Raw genomic sequence first — 18,565 nt, forward strand, 5'->3', positions numbered from 1 at the left:
GCGCGGCCTGAGGAGAGAAGTGCATGACGCAAGTCACGGTGAAACAACTGGCCGATGAGGTCAAAACACCGGTAGAGCGCCTGTTGCAGCAGATGCGTGAGGCAGGTCTGCCGCACACCGCCGCCGAGGAACATGTGAGCGACAGTGAGAAGCAATCGTTGCTGACTCACTTGAAAAGCAGCCACAAGGCGAAAGTGGAAGAACCGCGCAAGATTACATTGCAGCGCAAAACGACCAGCACCCTGCGGGTTGCTGGTAGCAAGAGCATCAGCGTTGAAGTGCGCAAGAAGAAAGTCTTCGTGCAGCGCAGCCCGGAAGAAATCGAAGCCGAGCGCAAACGCGAGATGGACGAACGTCGCGCAGTAGAAAATGCTGCCCGTCAGAAGGCTGAAGAAGAAGCCAAGCGTCGCGCCGAAGAAGAAGCGCGTCGCCAGCCTGCTCCTGCGCAACCTGCTGGGACTGACGCAGTCGCTGCACCTAGCGCGCCTGTAGAAGCTGTGCGTGAGGCCGCTCCGGTTGCCGCTGCACCAGCACCTGCCGCTGACGCTCGCAAGCGCGACGAACCTCGTCGTCCGGACAAACCACGTGCCGACGATAACAATCGTCGCAGTGGTGGTGGTGATGGCGAGCGCAAAAACGCTCCACATCGTGCCTCGGTCAAAGAGAAAGCGCCTGCTCCACGCGTTGCTCCACGTACTACCGACGAAGAAAGCGATGGCTTCCGTCGTGGTGGTCGCGGCAAGGCCAAGCTGAAGAAACGCAACGCCCACGGTTTCCAGAGCCCAACCGGCCCTGTCGTGCGTGAAGTGAAGATCGGCGAGACCATCACTGTGGGCGATCTGGCCCAGCAGATGTCGGTCAAGGCTGCTGAAATCATCAAGTTCATGTTCAAACTGGGCACTCCGGCGACCATCAACCAGGTACTGGACCAGGAAACTGCCCAACTGGTTGCTGAAGAACTGGGCCACAAAGTGATCCTGGTCAGCGACACCGCCCTGGAAGATTCCCTGGCCGAGTCCCTGAAGTTTGAAGGTGAAGCCGTTTCCCGTGCGCCTGTCGTGACCGTCATGGGCCACGTTGACCACGGTAAGACTTCCCTGCTCGACTACATCCGTCGTGCCAAGGTTGCAGCGGGCGAAGCCGGCGGCATTACCCAGCACATCGGTGCATACCACGTTGAAACCGACCGCGGCATGGTGACGTTCCTCGACACCCCTGGTCACGCTGCGTTTACCGCAATGCGTGCCCGTGGTGCCAAGGCGACCGACATCGTGATCCTGGTGGTTGCAGCGGACGACGGTGTGATGCCGCAAACCATCGAAGCTGTTCAGCATGCCAAGGCTGCTGGTGTGCCGCTGGTGGTTGCCGTGAACAAAATCGACAAGCCGGGCGCCGATCTTGATCGCATCCGTAGCGAACTGTCGGTTCACGGGGTGACTTCCGAAGAGTGGGGTGGCGACACTCCATTCGTACCGGTCTCGGCGAAGATGGGTACTGGCGTTGACGAACTGCTCGAAGCCGTCCTGTTGCAAGCCGAGGTCCTGGAACTGACCGCTACTCCATCGGCTCCTGGCCGTGGTGTGGTGGTTGAATCCCGCCTCGACAAGGGTCGTGGCCCGGTTGCGACCGTTCTGGTTCAAGACGGTACCCTGCGCCAAGGCGACATGGTCCTGGTCGGTTCGAACTACGGCCGTGTACGTGCCATGCTCGACGAGAACGGCAAGCCAATCAAGGAAGCAGGTCCTGCTATCCCGGTCGAGATTCTCGGCCTGGACGGTACTCCGGACGCTGGCGACGAGATGAGCGTGGTTGCCGACGAGAAGAAAGCCCGTGAAGTGGCTCTGTTCCGTCAAGGCAAGTTCCGCGAAGTCAAGCTGGCCCGTGCTCACGCCGGCAAGCTGGAAAACATCTTCGAGAACATGGGTCAGGAAGAGAAGAAGACGCTTAATATCGTCCTCAAGTCTGACGTCCGTGGCTCCCTTGAAGCGTTGAACGGCGCCTTGAACGGCCTGGGTAACGACGAAGTGCAAGTGCGTGTTGTCGGTGGCGGTGTCGGTGGTATCACCGAGTCCGACGCCAACCTGGCACTGGCTTCCAACGCTGTACTGTTCGGTTTCAACGTGCGTGCCGATGCTGGCGCGCGCAAGATCGTCGAGCAGGAAGGCCTGGACATGCGTTACTACAACGTCATCTACGACATCATCGAAGACGTCAAGAAAGCCCTTACCGGCATGCTTGGCAGTGACGTCCGGGAAAACATCCTGGGTATCGCCGAAGTGCGTGATGTGTTCCGTTCGCCGAAGTTCGGCGCGATCGCCGGTTGCATGGTTATCGAAGGTACTGTGTACCGTAACCGTCCAATCCGTGTACTGCGCGAAGACATTGTTATCTTCGAAGGCGAGCTGGAATCCCTGCGCCGCTTCAAGGATGACGCTTCCGAAGTGCGTGCCGGCATGGAATGCGGTATCGGCGTCAAGAGCTACAACGACGTCAAGCCTGGCGACAAGATCGAAGTCTACGAGAAGGTCCAGGTTGCTCGCAGCCTCTAACTCGCGCACTTCAGGAGCCACATCGCGTATGGGCATGCAAATGCCCCGCGCAGTGTCCGGACTCTAAACGCAACGCCCGGTCTGGCTTTTGTCAGGCCGGGCGTTTGCCGCTTTCAGACCCCACGGGTTTCACCGTGTGGCAGTAACAGGTAACAAGACATGGCAAAAGAATACAGCCGTACCCAGCGTATCGGCGATCAGATGCAGCGCGAGCTGGCCCAACTGATCCGTCGCGAAGTCAAAGACCCGCGCGTTGGCCTGGTCACCATCACCGCTGTTGAAGTGAGCCGTGATGTTGGTCACGCCAAGATCTTCATCACCGTGATGGGCCAGGACAACAGCGAAGAGATCGCGCAAAGCATCAAGGTGCTCAACTCTGCCGCAGGTTTCCTGCGTATGCAGTTGGCCCGTGAAATGAAGCTGCGCAGTGTTCCCCAGTTGCACTTCCACTACGACGAAAGCGTCGTGCGTGGTGCGCACCTGTCGGCACTGATCGAGCGCGCCGTGGCTGAAGACAATCAGCACCCGTCCACACCTGAAGACGCCAAGGAGTAAGCGGTGGCTCAGGTCAAACGTATCCGTCGCAACGTCAGCGGCATCATCCTGCTCGACAAGCCCATTGGTTTTACTTCCAATGCCGCGTTGCAGAAGGTCCGCTGGTTGCTCAATGCCGAAAAGGCCGGGCACACCGGCAGCCTCGATCCTTTGGCCACCGGTGTACTGCCGTTGTGTTTTGGCGAGGCCACCAAGTTCTCTCAATACCTGCTCGATTCCGACAAGGGTTACGAAACCCTGATGCAATTGGGCAAGACCACCACCACGGCTGACGCCGAAGGCGATGTTCTGCAGGTGCGCGACGTGACCGTTGGTCGTGCAGATATTGAGGCTGCCTTGCCTGCTTTTCGTGGGCAAATCAGTCAGATACCGCCGATGTACTCGGCTCTCAAGCGTGATGGACAACCTCTTTACAAGCTGGCACGTGCGGGCGAAGTAGTGGAGCGCGAACCGCGTTCTGTTACTATTGCGCGCTTGGAATTGCTCGCCTGTGAAGGTGACACCGCCCGCTTGGCCGTGGACTGCAGCAAAGGCACCTATATCCGTACCCTGGTGGAAGATATTGGTGAACAGCTCGGTTGCGGCGCGTACGTTGCAGAACTGCGGCGCACCCAGGCCGGTCCTTTCACCCTGGCCCAGACGGTCACGCTGGAAGAGTTGGAAGCCGTACACGCCGAAGGCGGCAACGAAGCAGTTGATCGCTTCCTGATGCCATCGGACAGCGGTTTGCTGGATTGGCCATTGCTGCACTTCTCGGAGCACAGCGCATTTTATTGGCTTAACGGCCAGCCGGTACGCGCCCCGGATGCCCCGAAGTTCGGCATGGTGCGGGTACAAGATCACAACGGTCGCTTTATCGGTATCGGTGAAGTGAGCGAAGACGGGCGCATCGCGCCGCGTCGGCTGATTCGGTCAGAATGACCGAACGAGTGTGGCTGTTAACAGGCACGGTCAACACTCATTTTTAGATACAGGGATTTGTCCCTGGCCTGTTGAAACTGCCCTTTGGGTGGTTTCCTGAAAAAAGGATTGCCTCATGGCTCTCGACGTTCAAGAAAAAGCACAAATCGTAGCTGACTATCAGCAAGCTGTTGGTGACACCGGTTCGCCAGAAGTGCAAGTTGCACTGCTGACCCACAACATCAACAAGCTGCAAGGTCACTTCAAGGCCAACGGTAAAGATCACCACTCCCGTCGTGGTCTGATCCGCATGGTAAACCAGCGTCGTAAGCTGCTGGACTACCTGAAAGGCAAGGATCTGGGTCGTTATCAGACTCTGATCGGTCGCCTGGGTCTGCGTCGCTAATCAGCGATCGCGCTAGAGGTTGGTTGTTTGCCGTGTGCCAGTGGGATTCCCGCTGGCCCATGGCAGGCTCCCAGCCTCAAGTTTTATCTGGATACACGTTTTACCCTGGACAAGGGTTGGGCCGATTCCCGACATTGCCCAAGAATTTCGCAAGAAGACAAGTTCCCCAAGAGCCACAAAGAAGGTAGGACACCGTGAACCCGGTAATCAAAAAATTCCAGTTCGGTCAGTCGACCGTTACCCTCGAGACAGGCCGTATCGCCCGTCAGGCCTCCGGCGCAGTGCTGGTCACCGTTGACGACGACGTCAGCGTATTGGTGACCGTTGTTGGTGCCAAGACCGCTGACCCAAGCAAAGGCTTCTTCCCTCTGTCTGTTCACTACCAGGAAAAGACTTACGCTGCCGGTAAGATCCCTGGCGGTTTCTTCAAGCGCGAAGGCCGTCCTTCCGAAAAAGAAACCCTGACTTCCCGACTGATCGACCGTCCGATCCGTCCGCTGTTCCCAGAAGGCTTCATGAACGAAGTGCAGGTCGTCTGCACCGTTCTGTCCACCAGCAAGAAAACCGATCCGGACGTCGCTGCGATGATCGGTACTTCGGCTGCCCTGGCCATCTCCGGCATTCCGTTCGATGGCCCGATCGGCGCAGCTCGCGTTGCTTTCCACGAAAGCACGGGCTACCTGCTGAACCCGACTTACGAGCAACTGAAAGCATCGAGCCTGGACATGGTCGTTGCCGGTACCTCGGAAGCTGTGTTGATGGTTGAGTCGGAAGCCAAAGAGCTGACCGAAGACCAGATGCTGGGTGCCGTACTGTTTGCTCACGACGAGTTCCAGGTTGTGATCAACGCTGTTAAAGAGCTGGCTGCCGAAGCTGCCAAGCCGACCTGGACCTGGGCTCCTCAGCCAGAAGCCACCGCACTGCTGGGTGCTATCCGCTCCGAGTTCGGCGCACAGATCTCCGACGCCTACACCATCACCATCAAGGCCGACCGTTATGCTCGCCTGGGTGAGCTGAAGGACCAGGTTGTTGCCAAGCTGTCCGGTGAAGAGGGCCAGCCTTCTTCCAGCGAAGTCAAAGCCGCATTCGGTGAAATCGAATACCGCACCGTTCGCGAAAACATCGTTAACGGCAAGCCACGTATTGACGGTCGCGACACTCGCACCGTACGTCCACTGAACATTGAAGTCGGCGTCCTGCCGAAGACCCACGGTTCGGCGCTGTTCACCCGTGGCGAAACCCAGGCCCTGGTAGTCGCGACCCTGGGCACTGCCCGTGACGCGCAGCTGCTGGACACCCTGGAAGGCGAGAAAAAAGACCCCTTCATGCTGCACTACAACTTCCCGCCGTTCTCGGTGGGCGAGTGTGGTCGCATGGGCGGTGCTGGTCGTCGTGAAATCGGTCACGGCCGCCTGGCTCGTCGTTCGGTCCAGGCCATGCTGCCTGCTGCTGACGTGTTCCCGTACACCATCCGTGTTGTATCGGAAATCACCGAGTCCAACGGTTCCAGCTCCATGGCTTCCGTCTGCGGTGCTTCCCTGGCGCTGATGGACGCTGGCGTGCCGATGAAGGCGCCGGTTGCCGGTATCGCCATGGGCTTGGTTAAAGAAGGCGAGAAGTTCGCCGTCCTGACCGACATCCTGGGTGACGAAGACCACCTGGGCGACATGGACTTCAAGGTAGCCGGTACCGCCAAAGGTGTTACCGCGCTGCAGATGGACATCAAGATCAAAGGCATCACCGAAGAAATCATGGAGATCGCCCTGGGCCAAGCCCTGGAAGCGCGCCTGAACATCCTCGGCCAGATGAACCAGATCATTGGTCAGTCCCGCACTGAGCTGTCGGAAAATGCTCCGACCATGATCGCGATGAAAATCGACACCGACAAAATCCGTGATGTTATCGGTAAAGGCGGCGCGACCATCCGTGCGATCTGTGAAGAAACCAAGGCCTCGATCGATATCGAAGACGACGGTTCGATCAAGATCTTCGGCGAAACCAAGGAAGCGGCTGAAGCGGCACGCCAGCGCGTCCTGGGCATCACCGCAGAAGCCGAGATTGGCAAGATCTACGTCGGTAAGGTTGAGCGCATCGTCGACTTCGGCGCATTCGTCAACATCCTGCCGGGCAAGGATGGCCTGGTTCACATCTCCATGCTGAGCGATGCTCGTGTAGAGAAAGTGACCGACATCCTGAAAGAAGGCCAGGAAGTGGAAGTGCTGGTACTGGACGTGGACAACCGCGGCCGTATCAAGCTGTCCATCAAGGACGTAGCAGCAGCCAAGGCTTCGGGCGTTTAATCACTCCCAGGCTTTACGCTGAAAAAGAGGACTCTTCGGAGTCCTTTTTTTATGGCGGCGGGAAAGTGAAGGTAAATCAGCTGTTTAGCCCAAGGCAAAAGCCGCAACTTGCATGCAGGCAGGGTGGGCTTCATGCAAGTTGCACGATTTCGAAAATTGGATAAATTTATAAGCTGTTGAATTTTAAAGAAAATATGTATTGTCAGAAGTTGGCACAGCGCCTGCAACAGTACTGGTAACCCTGCGGCATCAACGTTGAAACGCTGCAGACCTTCGAAAAAACAGGAGTTACTCGTATGAAGAAGTTCGCTATCGCTGCTGCAACTGCCACCGCTCTGACCCTGACCATGGCTAACGTTGCGTTCGCCCAAACTTCCCAGGCTCCAATGGTTGTAGCCGCCGGTGAAGTGACCAAGGCTAAGGAAGCGACCTCCGATACCTGGATCACCACTAAAGTCAAAGCTGATCTGGTAACCGAGAAAGGTATTCCTGGTACCGACATCAAAGTCGAAACCAACAAAGGCGTGGTTTCCCTGTCCTCCACTGTTGCGGTGACCGACGCGCAGAAGACTACGGCAGTCGCCATCGCCAAGAAAATCAAAGGCGTTAAAGCTGTATCGGCCGACGGCCTGAAAGCAGAGTAACGCGTAACAATTGGACTGGACTTAGGCAAGGCGGCCACGAGCGAGGCAGATATCCGCTCAATGCACCTTACAGGTTCATGCGACCGACCACAGGGATGTGGTCACTGCGGGCCCCGGCACTTGTGTCGGGGCCCGTTTTATTGTGGGCAGGAATACATTTTGGCGGGGTTGGCATATCAAATGTAGGAGCTGGCAAGCCAGCTCCTACAAATAGAGTTACTCGGCATCCAGGTGCATTGGCGTGACAACCCGGCCATCTTTCTCTGCCTGCCCGAGGTTGGCATCAATGAAGTACACCCGGTCATCTTCCAGCTGGCCCTTATCGACCAGATAGTCCTTGATCGCACTGGCGCGGTCCTGGCCCAGTTGGCGCAGCAGCACGTCACTGCCACTCCAGAACTTGATCACGCCGTCACGCAGCTTCGCCGAACGTTCATCGCTACCCAGGTCTTTCCACTCTGCCGGCGGCTGTTGTTTCAGTCGCGTGCGATAGATGCCTTCAAGCAGCGGGGCTTTTTCCTTCTCGGGCACTACAAGCAGCGAGGCCTGGGCTGGGACTTTATCGCCGCGGCGCTGGAGGATCTTGTAGTAGTTGTACTGGTATTCGCGCTCAAGCCGCTCAGCTGCCAGGAACGGGCCATCGCTGCTCGCCGCCGCAGTACCTTCGATCTCCAGGCGCAGGGCGGGGCGCTCCTTGAGGGCCTTGGCGAGGCTGTCCAGGGCCGACTCGGCATCTTTGCTCAAGGCGCTGGAGCCTGCGGCGAAGGACACGTTGCCAAGGTCTTCCGAGCCGCCGCCGGTGACCAGCCCGCCAATAAACTTGAATGGCGCGGTTGCCGCACGCACTACCAGGTTACGCAGGGTTTGCCAGACAATCGGCATCACGCTGAATTGCGGGTTGTTCAAGTCGCCGGTCACCGGCAACTCGATGGAGATCTTGCCGTCGGTGTCCTTGAGCAGGGCAATCGCCAGGCGAATCGGCAGGTCTACCGCATCTGCGCTGTCGACCTTCTCACCCAATTGCAGTTGCTCCACTACCACCTTGTTCTCGGCCTTCAACTGGCCCTTGGTGATCACGTAGTGCAGATCCAGGTTGAGCCGGCCCTTGCGGATACGGAACCCGGCGAACTTGCCGGAGTACGGAGTCAGGGTGGTCAGCTCTACGCGTTTGAAGCTGGTGGCGATATCCAGCGCGGCCATTGGGTCAAACGGGTTCACGCTGCCCTTGATGGTCACGGGCGCATAGCGGTCAACCTTGCCCTTGATATCGACGCTGGCCGGCTTGGCCTGGCGACTGTCGATGGTGCCGATCTGGCCATTGAGTTGCTGGATCGCCGTGGCAAAGTTCGGCGTGAGGCTGAAGTCGGCGAAATTGGCCGAGCCATCATTGATCGCGATCTGCCCGATACGGATGCCCAGGGGCTTTTCGTTGCTTGCGCTGGATTTGGCGGCTGATTTGGCGCCACTGTCGGCTGGCTGCGGGATCAGCAGGTCATCGACGTTGGTGGTGCGATCATCATTGATCATAAAGCGGGCATAGGGTTGCAGCAGGTTGATCTTGTCGATCGACAGGCTGTTGCCGTGCTGGTAATTCAAGCCTTCCACCACCAGGCGCTGCCACTTGAGGAAGTCGCGGGTCTTGAGGGTGTCCAGGGTGTGCAATTGGTCCACTTGTGCGCGGCCGGTGATCTGCAGCGCGAGGGGCTCGGTACTCTTGAGGTTCACATCCAGGTTGCTGCCCAGCATGCCGCTACGCAGTTCCAGGCGGATGAATGGGCTGATATAGGACTGGGCAACCCGCAGGTCGATATCCTTGGTGTCGACTTTCAACGTGGCGCTGACCGGGTTCAGGTTGACCTGGCCGCTCGCCTGGATCTTGCCCTGTTTGCCCAGGCCACTGTCGATCTTGAGCGTGAAGGGGCTTTGATTGAGGCTGTCGAAGTCTTGTACATCGACATTCAGCGGGCCCAGTTCCAGCGCTACCGCAGGTTTTACCTGACGATCAGCCAGGTGCACCTGGTAGTTGCGCAGTTGCACATCCTTGAGCAGCACTTGCCAAGGCTTGCTCGGCGCTGTCGGTTCGGGTTTTGGCGAGTCGGCCGTGGCGGGGGCTGTTGCTGGCTCAGGCTTGGCGGCCGGCTTGCTTGGCTGGCTGGCGAACAGTTTCTGCCAGTCCAGTTGGCCGTCGGCTTCGCGGGCGGCCCAGGTTTCGAGCTTGTTACTGCGGATCTTGCCCACAATCACCTGCTGCTTGGCCAGGTCGATCGAGGTTTCGCTGACATCCAGGCGCTCCAGGCGCGCCAGTGGCCGGCCATCCGGGGCCTTGATCGCGAAGGGGGCGATGCTCGCGGAGACGTTGGTCAGGTTCAGTTCGGTTTCTTTGGCCAGGTTCAGCTTGTAGTCGGTGCTGAAGTTGAGCACGCCATCTTCCAGGACCAGAGGCAAGGCGTCCCGCACATAGGGCCACCAGACTTTCATCTTGCCATCCGTGACCTTGAGCTTACCCTCGGAGGCGATCGGCACCAGGCTGAAATTGCCGGTCCAGTCGAGCTGGCCGCCTTCGGGCCCGGCTGCGACCAGGGTCATGTCGGCATTGTCTTCGGGCAGGGTGCTGAGGTTCTTCAGCTCGAAGTCGAGTTTGTCGTAGAGAAACTCGATAGGTTCGCTGGGGCGCACGTCTTCGAAGTGCACGTAGCCGCCCGCCAGCTTGATGCGCTCGATGCGCAGCGGGAAGGGTTTGCTCTCGGGGTCATCGGGTGTCGGTTCGCTCGGCGGCAATTTGAACAGTTGCGCCAGGTTGAGCGTGCCGGCTTTATCGAAGAGGATTTCGGTCTTCGGCTTGTCCAACTGCACATCGGCCAAGTGCAGGGCGCGGGTCCAGAGGCTGTCGATCTGCAAGTTGGCGTAGAGGCGTTCGAAACCCACCTGTTCCTTGCCGGGCTCACCGATTTTCAGGCCCCAGAGGGTCAGCTCCAGGCTGAACGGGTTGAGCTCGATACGTTCGATGCGGGCCGGCACAGTGGCGTAGTTGGCCAATTGTTGGTTGGCCACGCGAAGCGCAATACCAGGCAGAATCAGGAAGCCCAGCAAGCTGTAGAGTGCAAGGGCGGTCAGCAAGGCGCCTGCGGCGCGAATCAATCCTTTGGGCATGGGTGACGCCATCTATGTCGATCAAGAGTGCCTTGGAGTATGGCACGGGTTTACGGTTCCGAAGAACTGCGCCTTTATTACGCCAGGCCAGGCCTTTCAGGGCAATCCTACAACTGTAGGATCAGGGTTTTCAGCGGGGGCTGCTGGTCTTGTGAGGGAAAGTCGGCGCCGGGTGTCATCACTTTCCAGTCACGGACGGGCCGGCCGGCTTTTTCAGCGCAGCGCAAGACCTGCCCGCGCCAGTCATCCATGCTGACTTTTGCCAGGTTGTTGCAGCAGATCAGTACGCCATTGTCGGCAGTGGCCAGCAATGCCGGCTTGAGCAGGCTCTGGTAGTCACGCAGCAGGTCCACGGTGCCGAAGGCGCTCTTGGCCCACGCCGGCGGGTCGAGCAGCACCAGGTCATATTGACGTTGTTCCAGGCGCGGATAGCTCGGCAGTTTTTGCCCGCGACGCTGGGTAATCGGCAGCCCGGCCAACTGACGGATTGCCGGGAAGTAATCGGACTGTACAAAGCCCATGGGCGCCAGTTGCGGGTTCAACTCGCCGTTTTCACGCCCGACGGCCAGGTTGCCTTCGGCGAAGTCCAGGTTGCACACCTCGCGGGCCCCGCCGGCCGCAGCGCTGAGGCCGACGCCGCATGTGTAGGCAAACAGGTTCAGCACGCTTTTGCCGGCGCTGTGTGCCTTGACCCAGCCACGGGTATTGCGCAGGTCCAGGAACAGCAGCGGATCCTGCCCGGGGTGACGACCTCGCACACGATAGTTCAGGCCCCACTCATGGCCGACCAGGTCTTCCAGGGCTGCGGGTTCGGCGCGGTACACCGTGTCTTCGCGGTCGATACGCGAGTTGCCGCGGGAACGGTCGTTATAAACCAACAGTAATTCCAGCCCCAGGTACTGGTTGATCATCAGGTGCAATTGCAGCAGCTCATCGCTGTCCAGGGGCTGGTGAAAGCTCTGTACCATCAACTGCGGGCCGTAGCGGTCGACGGTCAAGCCACCGGCCCCTTCCTGGCTGCCATGGAACAGCCGGTAGCAATCGGTACCTTGGGCATGCAACTCGGCGAGCAGGTCTTGACGGTAATCGAGGGCGGCGCGCAGCGCCTGATTCAGGGACGACATGGAGCGCGCCTTGCTGGGGAATTTAAGCGGGCAAGTTTAACAGTTCCTGTAGGCGCCGGGGCAGGCAGGCTGTTATCGCTGGCGCCAACGCCTACAAGAAGCGGCGTTGTTACAGAAGGCCCATTCGTCTGTGGGCCCTTTGCACCGAGCCATTGCGCATTGCCCAGCGCAGCAGCGGTGCGCTACGTCTGACTCCTGCACGGATCAGTTGGCGTTGCAGCGGGCTTTGTTGTTGATCCAGCATGTCACCCGCCCAGTCCGGCAGCAGGTCGATACCGGCTTGCATCATCAGCGCGCCGAACGGCTTGGCCAGCGCGCTGGGCGCCGGGGCATCGAGCAATAGGCGCAACACTTCACGGCTGCGCTCGTCACACAGCAGTTGTGGGCGAATACGTTGCAGATAATCCGAAATCTCCTGCTTTGAGCGCGGCACATGCCGAGCCCCCAGTTGCTCGGCGACCAGTGCAATCTCGCTGTAGTAGCGGTCCTGATCCCTGGGGGATAAATCCGGGTTTTTGTAGCGCAGGTGCGCCGCGAGAAAGCTGCTGACTTCGGCGACGTGGACCCAGGTCAGCAATTCAGGGTCGCTGGCCGCGTAAGGGCGCCCGTCAGGCGCATGCCCGACCACTTGCAGGTGAATGGTGCGCACCTTTTCGATCAGCCATAACGCATCGCGACGCGAACCAAAGGTGGTACCGGAAATAAACTGCGAGGTACGGCGCAAACGCCCGAGCATGTCCTGGCGAAAGTTCGAATGGTCCCACACGCCGGCCAGCGCCAGGGGATGCAGCGCCTGCAACATCAAGGCGCTGATGCCGCCGATCAGCATGCTGCTGAAGTCTCCATGGACCTTCCAACTGACCGAGCCCGGCCCGAACAGCCCCGGGTCGCCCTTGGGGCTTTCCAGGTCCAGGTTGCCCAGGGACAGGCCCGTCAGGCTCATCAACTGGGACTCGATACGGTTGCGCAGAAATTCCATGGTGGCTTGGGGGCTCCTATCGGTTCAAGCGCTTGTCGATCAGGCCGTCGACTACGCTCGGATCGGCCAGGGTTGACGTATCGCCCAGGCTGTCCAGCTCGTTGCAGGCGATCTTGCGCAGGATTCGCCGCATGATCTTGCCTGAACGGGTTTTGGGCAAGGCTGGTGCCCATTGGATCAGCTCGGGCTTGGCGAAACTACCGATTTCCTTGCTGACCAGTTCCAGCAGGTGTTTTTTCAGCGCGTCGCTGGGCTCGACGCCCTTCATCAACGTGACAAAGGCGTAAATGCCCTGGCCCTTGAGGTCATGGGGATAGCCGACGACGGCGGCTTCGGCCACCTGGTCATGTAACACCAGTGCGCTTTCCACTTCGGCGGTGCCGATGCGATGGCCGGAGACGTTGATCACGTCATCGATACGCCCGGTGATCCAGTAGTCGCCATCCTCGTCGCGCCGTGCGCCGTCGCCGGTAAAGTAATAGCCGGGATAGGGTTTGAAGTAGGTGTCGATCATCCGCTGGGGGTCGCCATACACACTGCGGATCTGCCCTGGCCAACTGGACTTGATCGCCAGGACGCCACTGCCGGCGCCGCTGATTTCCTTGCCCTGCTCGTCGAGCAAGACCGGCTGGACCCCAAACATCGGCTGGGTGGCGCAGCCGGGTTTGATACGCCGCGCGCTGACCAGCGGGCTGAGCATGATGGCGCCGGTCTCGGTCTGCCACCAGGTATCGATAATCGGGCAGCGCTGCTCCCCTACGGCGTTGAAATACCACTCCCAGGCTTGTGGGTTGATGGGTTCGCCGACACTGCCGAGCACTCTCAGGCTGGCCCTGGACGTGTTTTCCAGCGGGCCATGGCCCTCGCGCATCAGGGCCCTCAGGGCGGTGGGCGCGGTGTAGAAAACATTCACCTGGTGCTTGTCGATGACCTGCCAGAAGCGCGAGCTGTCCGGGTAGCCTGGCACGCCCTCGAACATCAGGGAGGTGGCGCCATTGGCCAGTGGCCCGTACACGATGTAACTGTGGCCGGTAACCCAGCCGACGTCGGCGGTGCACCAGAACACCTCGCCTTGGCGATAGTCGAGTACATACTTGAAGGTCATCGCCGCTTGCAGCAGATAGCCGCCGGTGGTGTGCAGCACGCCCTTGGGCTTGCCGGTACTGCCGGAGGTATAGAGGATAAACAGCGGGTCTTCGGCGCCCATCGGTTCGGGCGGGCATTCGCCGCTGACCGCGTCCACGGCCTGTTGATACTTGAGGTCGCGCCCCTCGGTCCAGGCCACAGCGGCGCCGGTACGCGCTACCACCAACACTGTCGTGACATTCGGACAACCGGCCAGGGCTTTATCGACATTCTGTTTCAGTGCCACGGGCTTGCCGCCGCGCATACCTTCGTCAGCGGTGATCACCGTGCGGCAGTCGGCATCGAGAATGCGGTTGCGCAGGGCGTCGGGCGAGAACCCGCCAAACACCACCGAGTGCACCGCGCCAATCCGCGTGCAGGCCAGCATTGCGTAGGCGGCTTCTGCAATCATCGGCATGTAGATACACACCCGGTCGCCTTTCTTCACGCCACGGCTTTTCAGCACATTGGCCAGGCGGCTGACGTTTTGATGAAGTTGGCGGTAGGTGATTTTGGACGATTTTGCAGGATCATCGCCTTCCCAGATAAAGGCCGGCTGGTCGGCGCGTTGCGCCAGGTGACGGTCAATGCAGTTGTAGCTGACGTTCAATTGGCCGCCGGCAAACCATTGTGCGGCGCCGGTGTTGATATCGCAGTGTTGGACGATCTGCCAGGGGGTGATCCAGTCGAGCAAGGCCTTGGCCTGTTCGGCCCAGAAAGTATCGGGCTGCTCGATGGATTGTCGATAGAGGCGCTGGTAGTCCTCTTGACTCAGTTGCGCCGCACGGCGCACGGCATCGGCATGGGGAAACTGGCTGATATCGAACATACAGGGATCCCTCTTCTTGTCATGGATACAAGAGCTCAAGGCGGGGCCCTGTGGGAGCTGGCTTGCCAGCGATAGCATCATCTCGGTACTCAGTGGAGCCGAGGTGAACGCGTCGCTGCAAGCCAGCGCCTACACAGGGGCGCCTGTGCAGGTTCAGTCCCTGATTGTAGTGCCGATCACATCAACCGCGGTGGCGACCGCGGAAGTAGTTGATCAGGCCCTGGGTCGAGGCATCTTCGGCCGAGGTTTCCTCGGCACCTGTCAGGCGGTTGTAGACGCCTTTGCCCAGTTCCTTGCCCAGTTCCACGCCCCATTGGTCAAAGGCGTTGATGCCCCAGATGACGCTCTGCACGAACACCTTGTGCTCATACATCGCCACCAGTGCGCCCAGGCGACGCGGGCTGATCCGCTCGACCACCAGGGTGTTGCTCGGACGGTTGCCCGGGATCACTTTGTGCGGGGCCAGTTTCTGTACTTCGTCTTCGGCCATGCCTTTATCACGCAGTTCGGCTTCGGCTTCGCTGCGAGTCTTGCCGAGCATCAGGGCCTGGCTCTGGGACAGGCAGTTGGCATACAGCCACTGGTGATGGTCGGAGACCGGGTTGAAGCTGACGATCGGCACAATGAAGTCGGCCGGAATCAACTGGGTGCCCTGGTGCAGCAACTGATGGTAGGCGTGCTGGCCGTTGCAGCCCACGCCGCCCCAGATCACCGGGCCCGTGTCGACCGCTACCGGCTTGCCGTCCTGGCGTACGCTCTTGCCGTTGGATTCCATGTCCAGTTGTTGCAGGTGCTTGGTAATGTTGCGCAGGTAATGGTCGTACGGCAGGATCGCGTGGCTCTGCGCGCCCCAGAAGTTGCCGTACCACACCCCTAGCAGGCCCAGTAGCACAGGCATGTTCTGCTCGAACGGGGCGTTCTGGAAGTGCTGGTCCATGGAGTAGGCGCCAGACAGCAGTTCCTTGAAGTTGGACATGCCAATGGCCAGGGCGATAGGCAAGCCGATGGCCGACCACAGCGAATAACGACCGCCGACCCAATCCCACATCGGGAAGATGTTTTCTTCACGGATACCAAAGGCCACGGCCGCCGCGTTGTTGCTCGACACGGCGATGAAGTGGCGATACAGCTCGGCTTCGGAGCCACCCTGGGCCAGGTACCAGGCGCGGGCGGCCTGGGCATTTTTCAGGGTTTCCAGGGTGTTGAAGGATTTCGACGAGACGATAAACAGGGTGGTCTCGGCACGCAGCTTCTGGGTCAGTTCGTGGAACTCACTGCCGTCGATATTCGCCAGGTAGTGGCAGCGCACGCCTTTATGGGCGTAGGACAACAGTGCTTCAGAGACCAGTTCCGGGCCGAGGAACGAACCACCGATGCCGATGTTGACCACATCAGTGATCGGCTTTTCGGTGTAGCCGCGCCACAGGCCGTCATGGATGCGCCCCACCAGATCGGTGATCTGGTTCAGCACTTTATGCACGTCAGGCATGATATTGGTGCCGTTGACCGACAGCTTGTCGCCCACCGGACGGCGCAGTGCGGTGTGCAGCGCCGGACGACCTTCCGAAGAGTTGACCGGCTCGCCGTCGAACAGCGCCTTGATCGCGCCTTTGAGATCCACTTCGTTTGCCAGGCCTACCAGCAGGTCGCGGGTTTGCGGCGTAATCAGGTTTTTCGAGTAATCGAGGAACAGTCCGCAGCTGCTCAACGTGAATTGGGTAAAGCGCTGGGGATCGGCATTGAACGCGTCGCGCATGCTGAAATCCTGCATGGCTTGGCGATGTTGATTGAGCGCTTGCCAGGCGGGCAGAGCGGTAACGTCATGGGGGGTGCGGTAATACGCCATCGCTGCGGGTTTCCTTTTTATTACGGGGACTACTTTTGGGACACTTGAATGTCCGGAACGTCCGGCTTTTATCAAACAGCCACTGAGAAACGACGGGTTCCGGTCGACTGCGTCAACGCCAATGCACAGCGTAGGGCGATTACATTAAACCTAGCGTGTCGATATGTCTTGGCTTTGTCTGCGCGCAGGCCGGTACTTTTTTATACCGGGGCTTTGAGGAACGCTACAAAACCATTGTGGGAGCGGGCTTGCTCGCGATGGCGGACTGTCAGTCTCAAAGTTTTTGCCGACCCACCGCAATCGCGAACAAGCCCGCTCCCACACAAGCCTGTTCGCACATTGGAGTATCGCCAGCTTCAGGCAGGCAGATTGAGGTGCAGGTTGTCGATCAACCGGGTCGCACCCAGGTAGGCGGCGACCAGGATCACCACATCACGATCCTCGGCGGTTGCAGGGCGTAGATGTTGGCCCTGGCGAACTTCCAGATAGTCCATGCGCAGGCCGGCGGCCTCGATGTGCTGGATCTGCTCGGCACGCAGTTTGGTAAAGTCGCGGTCACCGTTCTCAATGGCAGCGGCGATATGACTGAGGCTGCGGTACAGCACCGGAGCGATGGCGCGCTGTTCTTCAGTCAGGTAACCGTTGCGCGAGGACAGCGCCAGGCCGTCCTCGGCGCGCACGGTGGGCTCGCCAATGATCTGGATCGGCATATTCAGGTCGCGCACCATGGCGCGGATCACCGCCAGTTGCTGGTAGTCCTTTTGCCCGAACACCGCGAGGTCAGGCTGGACCATGTTGAACAACTTGCTCACCACCGTCGCCACGCCCTCGAAGTGACCCGGACGGCTGGCGCCGCACAGGCCTTCGGACAATTGCGGCACGCTGACCCGGGTCTGCACGGTCATGCCGCCGGGGTACATTTCGTCAACCGTAGGGGCAAAGAGCAGGTTGCAGCCCGCCACCAGCAGCTTTTCCTGATCGGCGGCGAGGGTGCGTGGGTACTTGTCCAGGTCTTCGCCGGCGCCAAACTGCAGGGGGTTGACGAAAATACTCGCCACCACGAAGTCGGCTTGCTCGGCGGCCCGTGTCACCAGCGTGGCATGGCCGGCATGCAGGTTGCCCATGGTGGGCACGAAGCCAATGCGCTTGCCGGCGCTGCGTGCGTGCGTGACGGCGGCCCGCAGTTCGCGCAGGGTTTTTACGGTATTCATGCAGAGAATCCGTGTTCGATGCCTGGGAAGGTAACGGCTTTGACTTCGGCGACATAGGCGTTCAGTGCCGCCTGGATACTGTCCTGGCCGGCCATGAAGTTCTTCACGAATTTCGGTGCACGACCGGTGAGGTTAAGGCCGAGCATGTCGTGCAGCACCAGGACCTGTCCGTCAGTCGCGCTGCCCGCGCCAATACCGATCACCGGGATTTTAACCGCCAGGGTGATCTCTTCAGCCAGCTCGCTTGGCACGCATTCGAGCACGATCATCGCGGCGCCGGCCTGCTCCAGGGCGATGGCATCGGCACGCATCTGCCGCGCCTGGGCTTCATTGCGGCCCTGCACCTTGTAGCCGCCGAGGATATTCACCGACTGCGGCGTCAGGCCCATGTGCGCACACACCGGCACACCGCGCTCAGCCAGCAGGCGGATTGATTCGGCGAGCCACACGGCACCTTCCACCTTGATCATGTGTGCCCCGGCCTGCATCAGCTTGCCGGCATTCTGGAAGGTCTGCTCAAGCGTTGCGTAACCCATGAACGGCAGGTCGGCGATGATAAAGGCGCCTTCGTTACCGCGCTTGACGCTGGCGGTGTGGTAGGCAAGCTCGTCTGTGGTGACGGGCAGCGTGCTGTCATTCCCTTGAAGAACCATGCCCAGGGAGTCGCCCACCAGTAACACCTCGACGCCGGCCTGGCAGCAGGCCTGGGCGAAGGTGGCGTCATAGCAGGTCAGCATGGCGATTTTTTCACCTTTGAGCTTGAGGCTCTGCAAGGTGGTCAGGGTAATGTCTGGCATGAAAAGGGTCCTCGTTCAGGCGCTTGGAAACAGCGAGTAACGCGCGTGAGTCTTCGTTTATACAGGCGCACTTTCTTCAGAGCAGTGCTTATAAGGCCTGGATTGCGCCCTTCAGCGCCGGGTTGGCGGCAGCGGGACGCCTATAGTCGT

General features: G+C 59.7%; 13 protein-coding genes. 6 read left to right on the plus strand and 7 right to left on the minus strand.

Translation table 11 applies throughout. From position 1 onward, the window contains the following. Nucleotides 1-23 precede the first annotated feature (23 nt). The 6 genes from infB to HZ99_RS21800 all read left to right on the plus strand — a co-directional run bounded on the left by infB (nt 24) and on the right by HZ99_RS21800 (nt 7,354). The gene (infB, locus tag HZ99_RS21775; protein ID WP_038445979.1) at nt 24-2,549 is read left to right on the plus strand and encodes a translation initiation factor IF-2; all 2,526 of its coding nucleotides are present in this window, start codon (nt 24-26) and stop codon (nt 2,547-2,549) included. 159 nt (nt 2,550-2,708) lie between these two features. After that, entirely contained in the window at nt 2,709-3,104 is a 396-nt protein-coding gene (gene rbfA, locus HZ99_RS21780; protein WP_029298974.1) for a 30S ribosome-binding factor RbfA, read from the plus strand. A gap of 3 nt (nt 3,105-3,107) precedes the next feature. Next, complete coding sequence (gene truB, locus HZ99_RS21785) at nt 3,108-4,025, plus strand: tRNA pseudouridine(55) synthase TruB (RefSeq protein WP_003176136.1); 918 nt, start codon at nt 3,108-3,110, stop codon at nt 4,023-4,025. 115 nt (nt 4,026-4,140) lie between these two features. After that, nucleotides 4,141-4,410, plus strand: coding sequence for a 30S ribosomal protein S15 (gene rpsO / locus HZ99_RS21790; protein ID WP_003177875.1), 270 nt, complete (start codon nt 4,141-4,143; stop codon nt 4,408-4,410). A gap of 194 nt (nt 4,411-4,604) precedes the next feature. After that, nucleotides 4,605-6,710 (plus strand): polyribonucleotide nucleotidyltransferase, encoded by a 2,106-nt coding sequence (gene pnp, locus HZ99_RS21795; protein ID WP_038445983.1) that lies wholly within the window; start codon nt 4,605-4,607, stop codon nt 6,708-6,710. Between the two features lie 296 nt (nt 6,711-7,006). Continuing rightward, nucleotides 7,007-7,354 carry a BON domain-containing protein gene (locus HZ99_RS21800; RefSeq protein WP_038445985.1) on the plus strand — a complete coding sequence of 116 codons (348 nt, stop codon included), beginning with the start codon at nt 7,007-7,009 and terminating at the stop codon, nt 7,352-7,354. A 216-nt stretch (nt 7,355-7,570) separates the two neighbouring features. On the opposite strand, the gene HZ99_RS21805 is transcribed toward HZ99_RS21800, so the two are convergent. From HZ99_RS21805 to panB, 7 genes are all read right to left on the minus strand, one after another. Continuing rightward, nucleotides 7,571-10,504: a DUF748 domain-containing protein gene (locus tag HZ99_RS21805; RefSeq protein WP_038445987.1), complete on the minus strand. Its 2,934-nt coding sequence runs from the start codon at nt 10,502-10,504 to the stop codon at nt 7,571-7,573. A gap of 107 nt (nt 10,505-10,611) precedes the next feature. Next, nucleotides 10,612-11,628 carry a class I SAM-dependent rRNA methyltransferase gene (locus HZ99_RS21810; RefSeq protein ID WP_038445989.1) on the minus strand — a complete coding sequence of 339 codons (1,017 nt, stop codon included), beginning with the start codon at nt 11,626-11,628 and terminating at the stop codon, nt 10,612-10,614. Nucleotides 11,629-11,737: 109 nt separating this feature from the next. Next, nucleotides 11,738-12,607 (minus strand): oxygenase MpaB family protein, encoded by an 870-nt coding sequence (locus HZ99_RS21815; RefSeq protein ID WP_038445991.1) that lies wholly within the window; start codon nt 12,605-12,607, stop codon nt 11,738-11,740. A 16-nt stretch (nt 12,608-12,623) separates the two neighbouring features. Beyond that, on the minus strand, nt 12,624-14,561 hold the full coding sequence (gene acs, locus HZ99_RS21820) for an acetate--CoA ligase (RefSeq protein ID WP_038445993.1): 1,938 nt from the start codon (nt 14,559-14,561) through the stop codon (nt 12,624-12,626). Nucleotides 14,562-14,742: 181 nt separating this feature from the next. Continuing rightward, entirely contained in the window at nt 14,743-16,407 is a 1,665-nt protein-coding gene (pgi, locus tag HZ99_RS21825) for a glucose-6-phosphate isomerase (RefSeq protein ID WP_038445995.1), read from the minus strand. Between the two features lie 356 nt (nt 16,408-16,763). After that, nucleotides 16,764-17,618 carry a pantoate--beta-alanine ligase gene (gene panC, locus HZ99_RS21830; RefSeq protein ID WP_038445997.1) on the minus strand — a complete coding sequence of 285 codons (855 nt, stop codon included), beginning with the start codon at nt 17,616-17,618 and terminating at the stop codon, nt 16,764-16,766. Next, nucleotides 17,615-18,415: a 3-methyl-2-oxobutanoate hydroxymethyltransferase gene (gene panB, locus HZ99_RS21835; protein ID WP_038445999.1), complete on the minus strand. Its 801-nt coding sequence runs from the start codon at nt 18,413-18,415 to the stop codon at nt 17,615-17,617. Before panB ends, panC begins: the two co-directional genes overlap by 4 nt. Nucleotides 18,416-18,565: the final 150 nt, after the last annotated feature.

Source organism: Pseudomonas fluorescens (assembly GCF_000730425.1).
Lineage (GTDB): Bacteria > Pseudomonadota > Gammaproteobacteria > Pseudomonadales > Pseudomonadaceae > Aquipseudomonas > Aquipseudomonas fluorescens_X.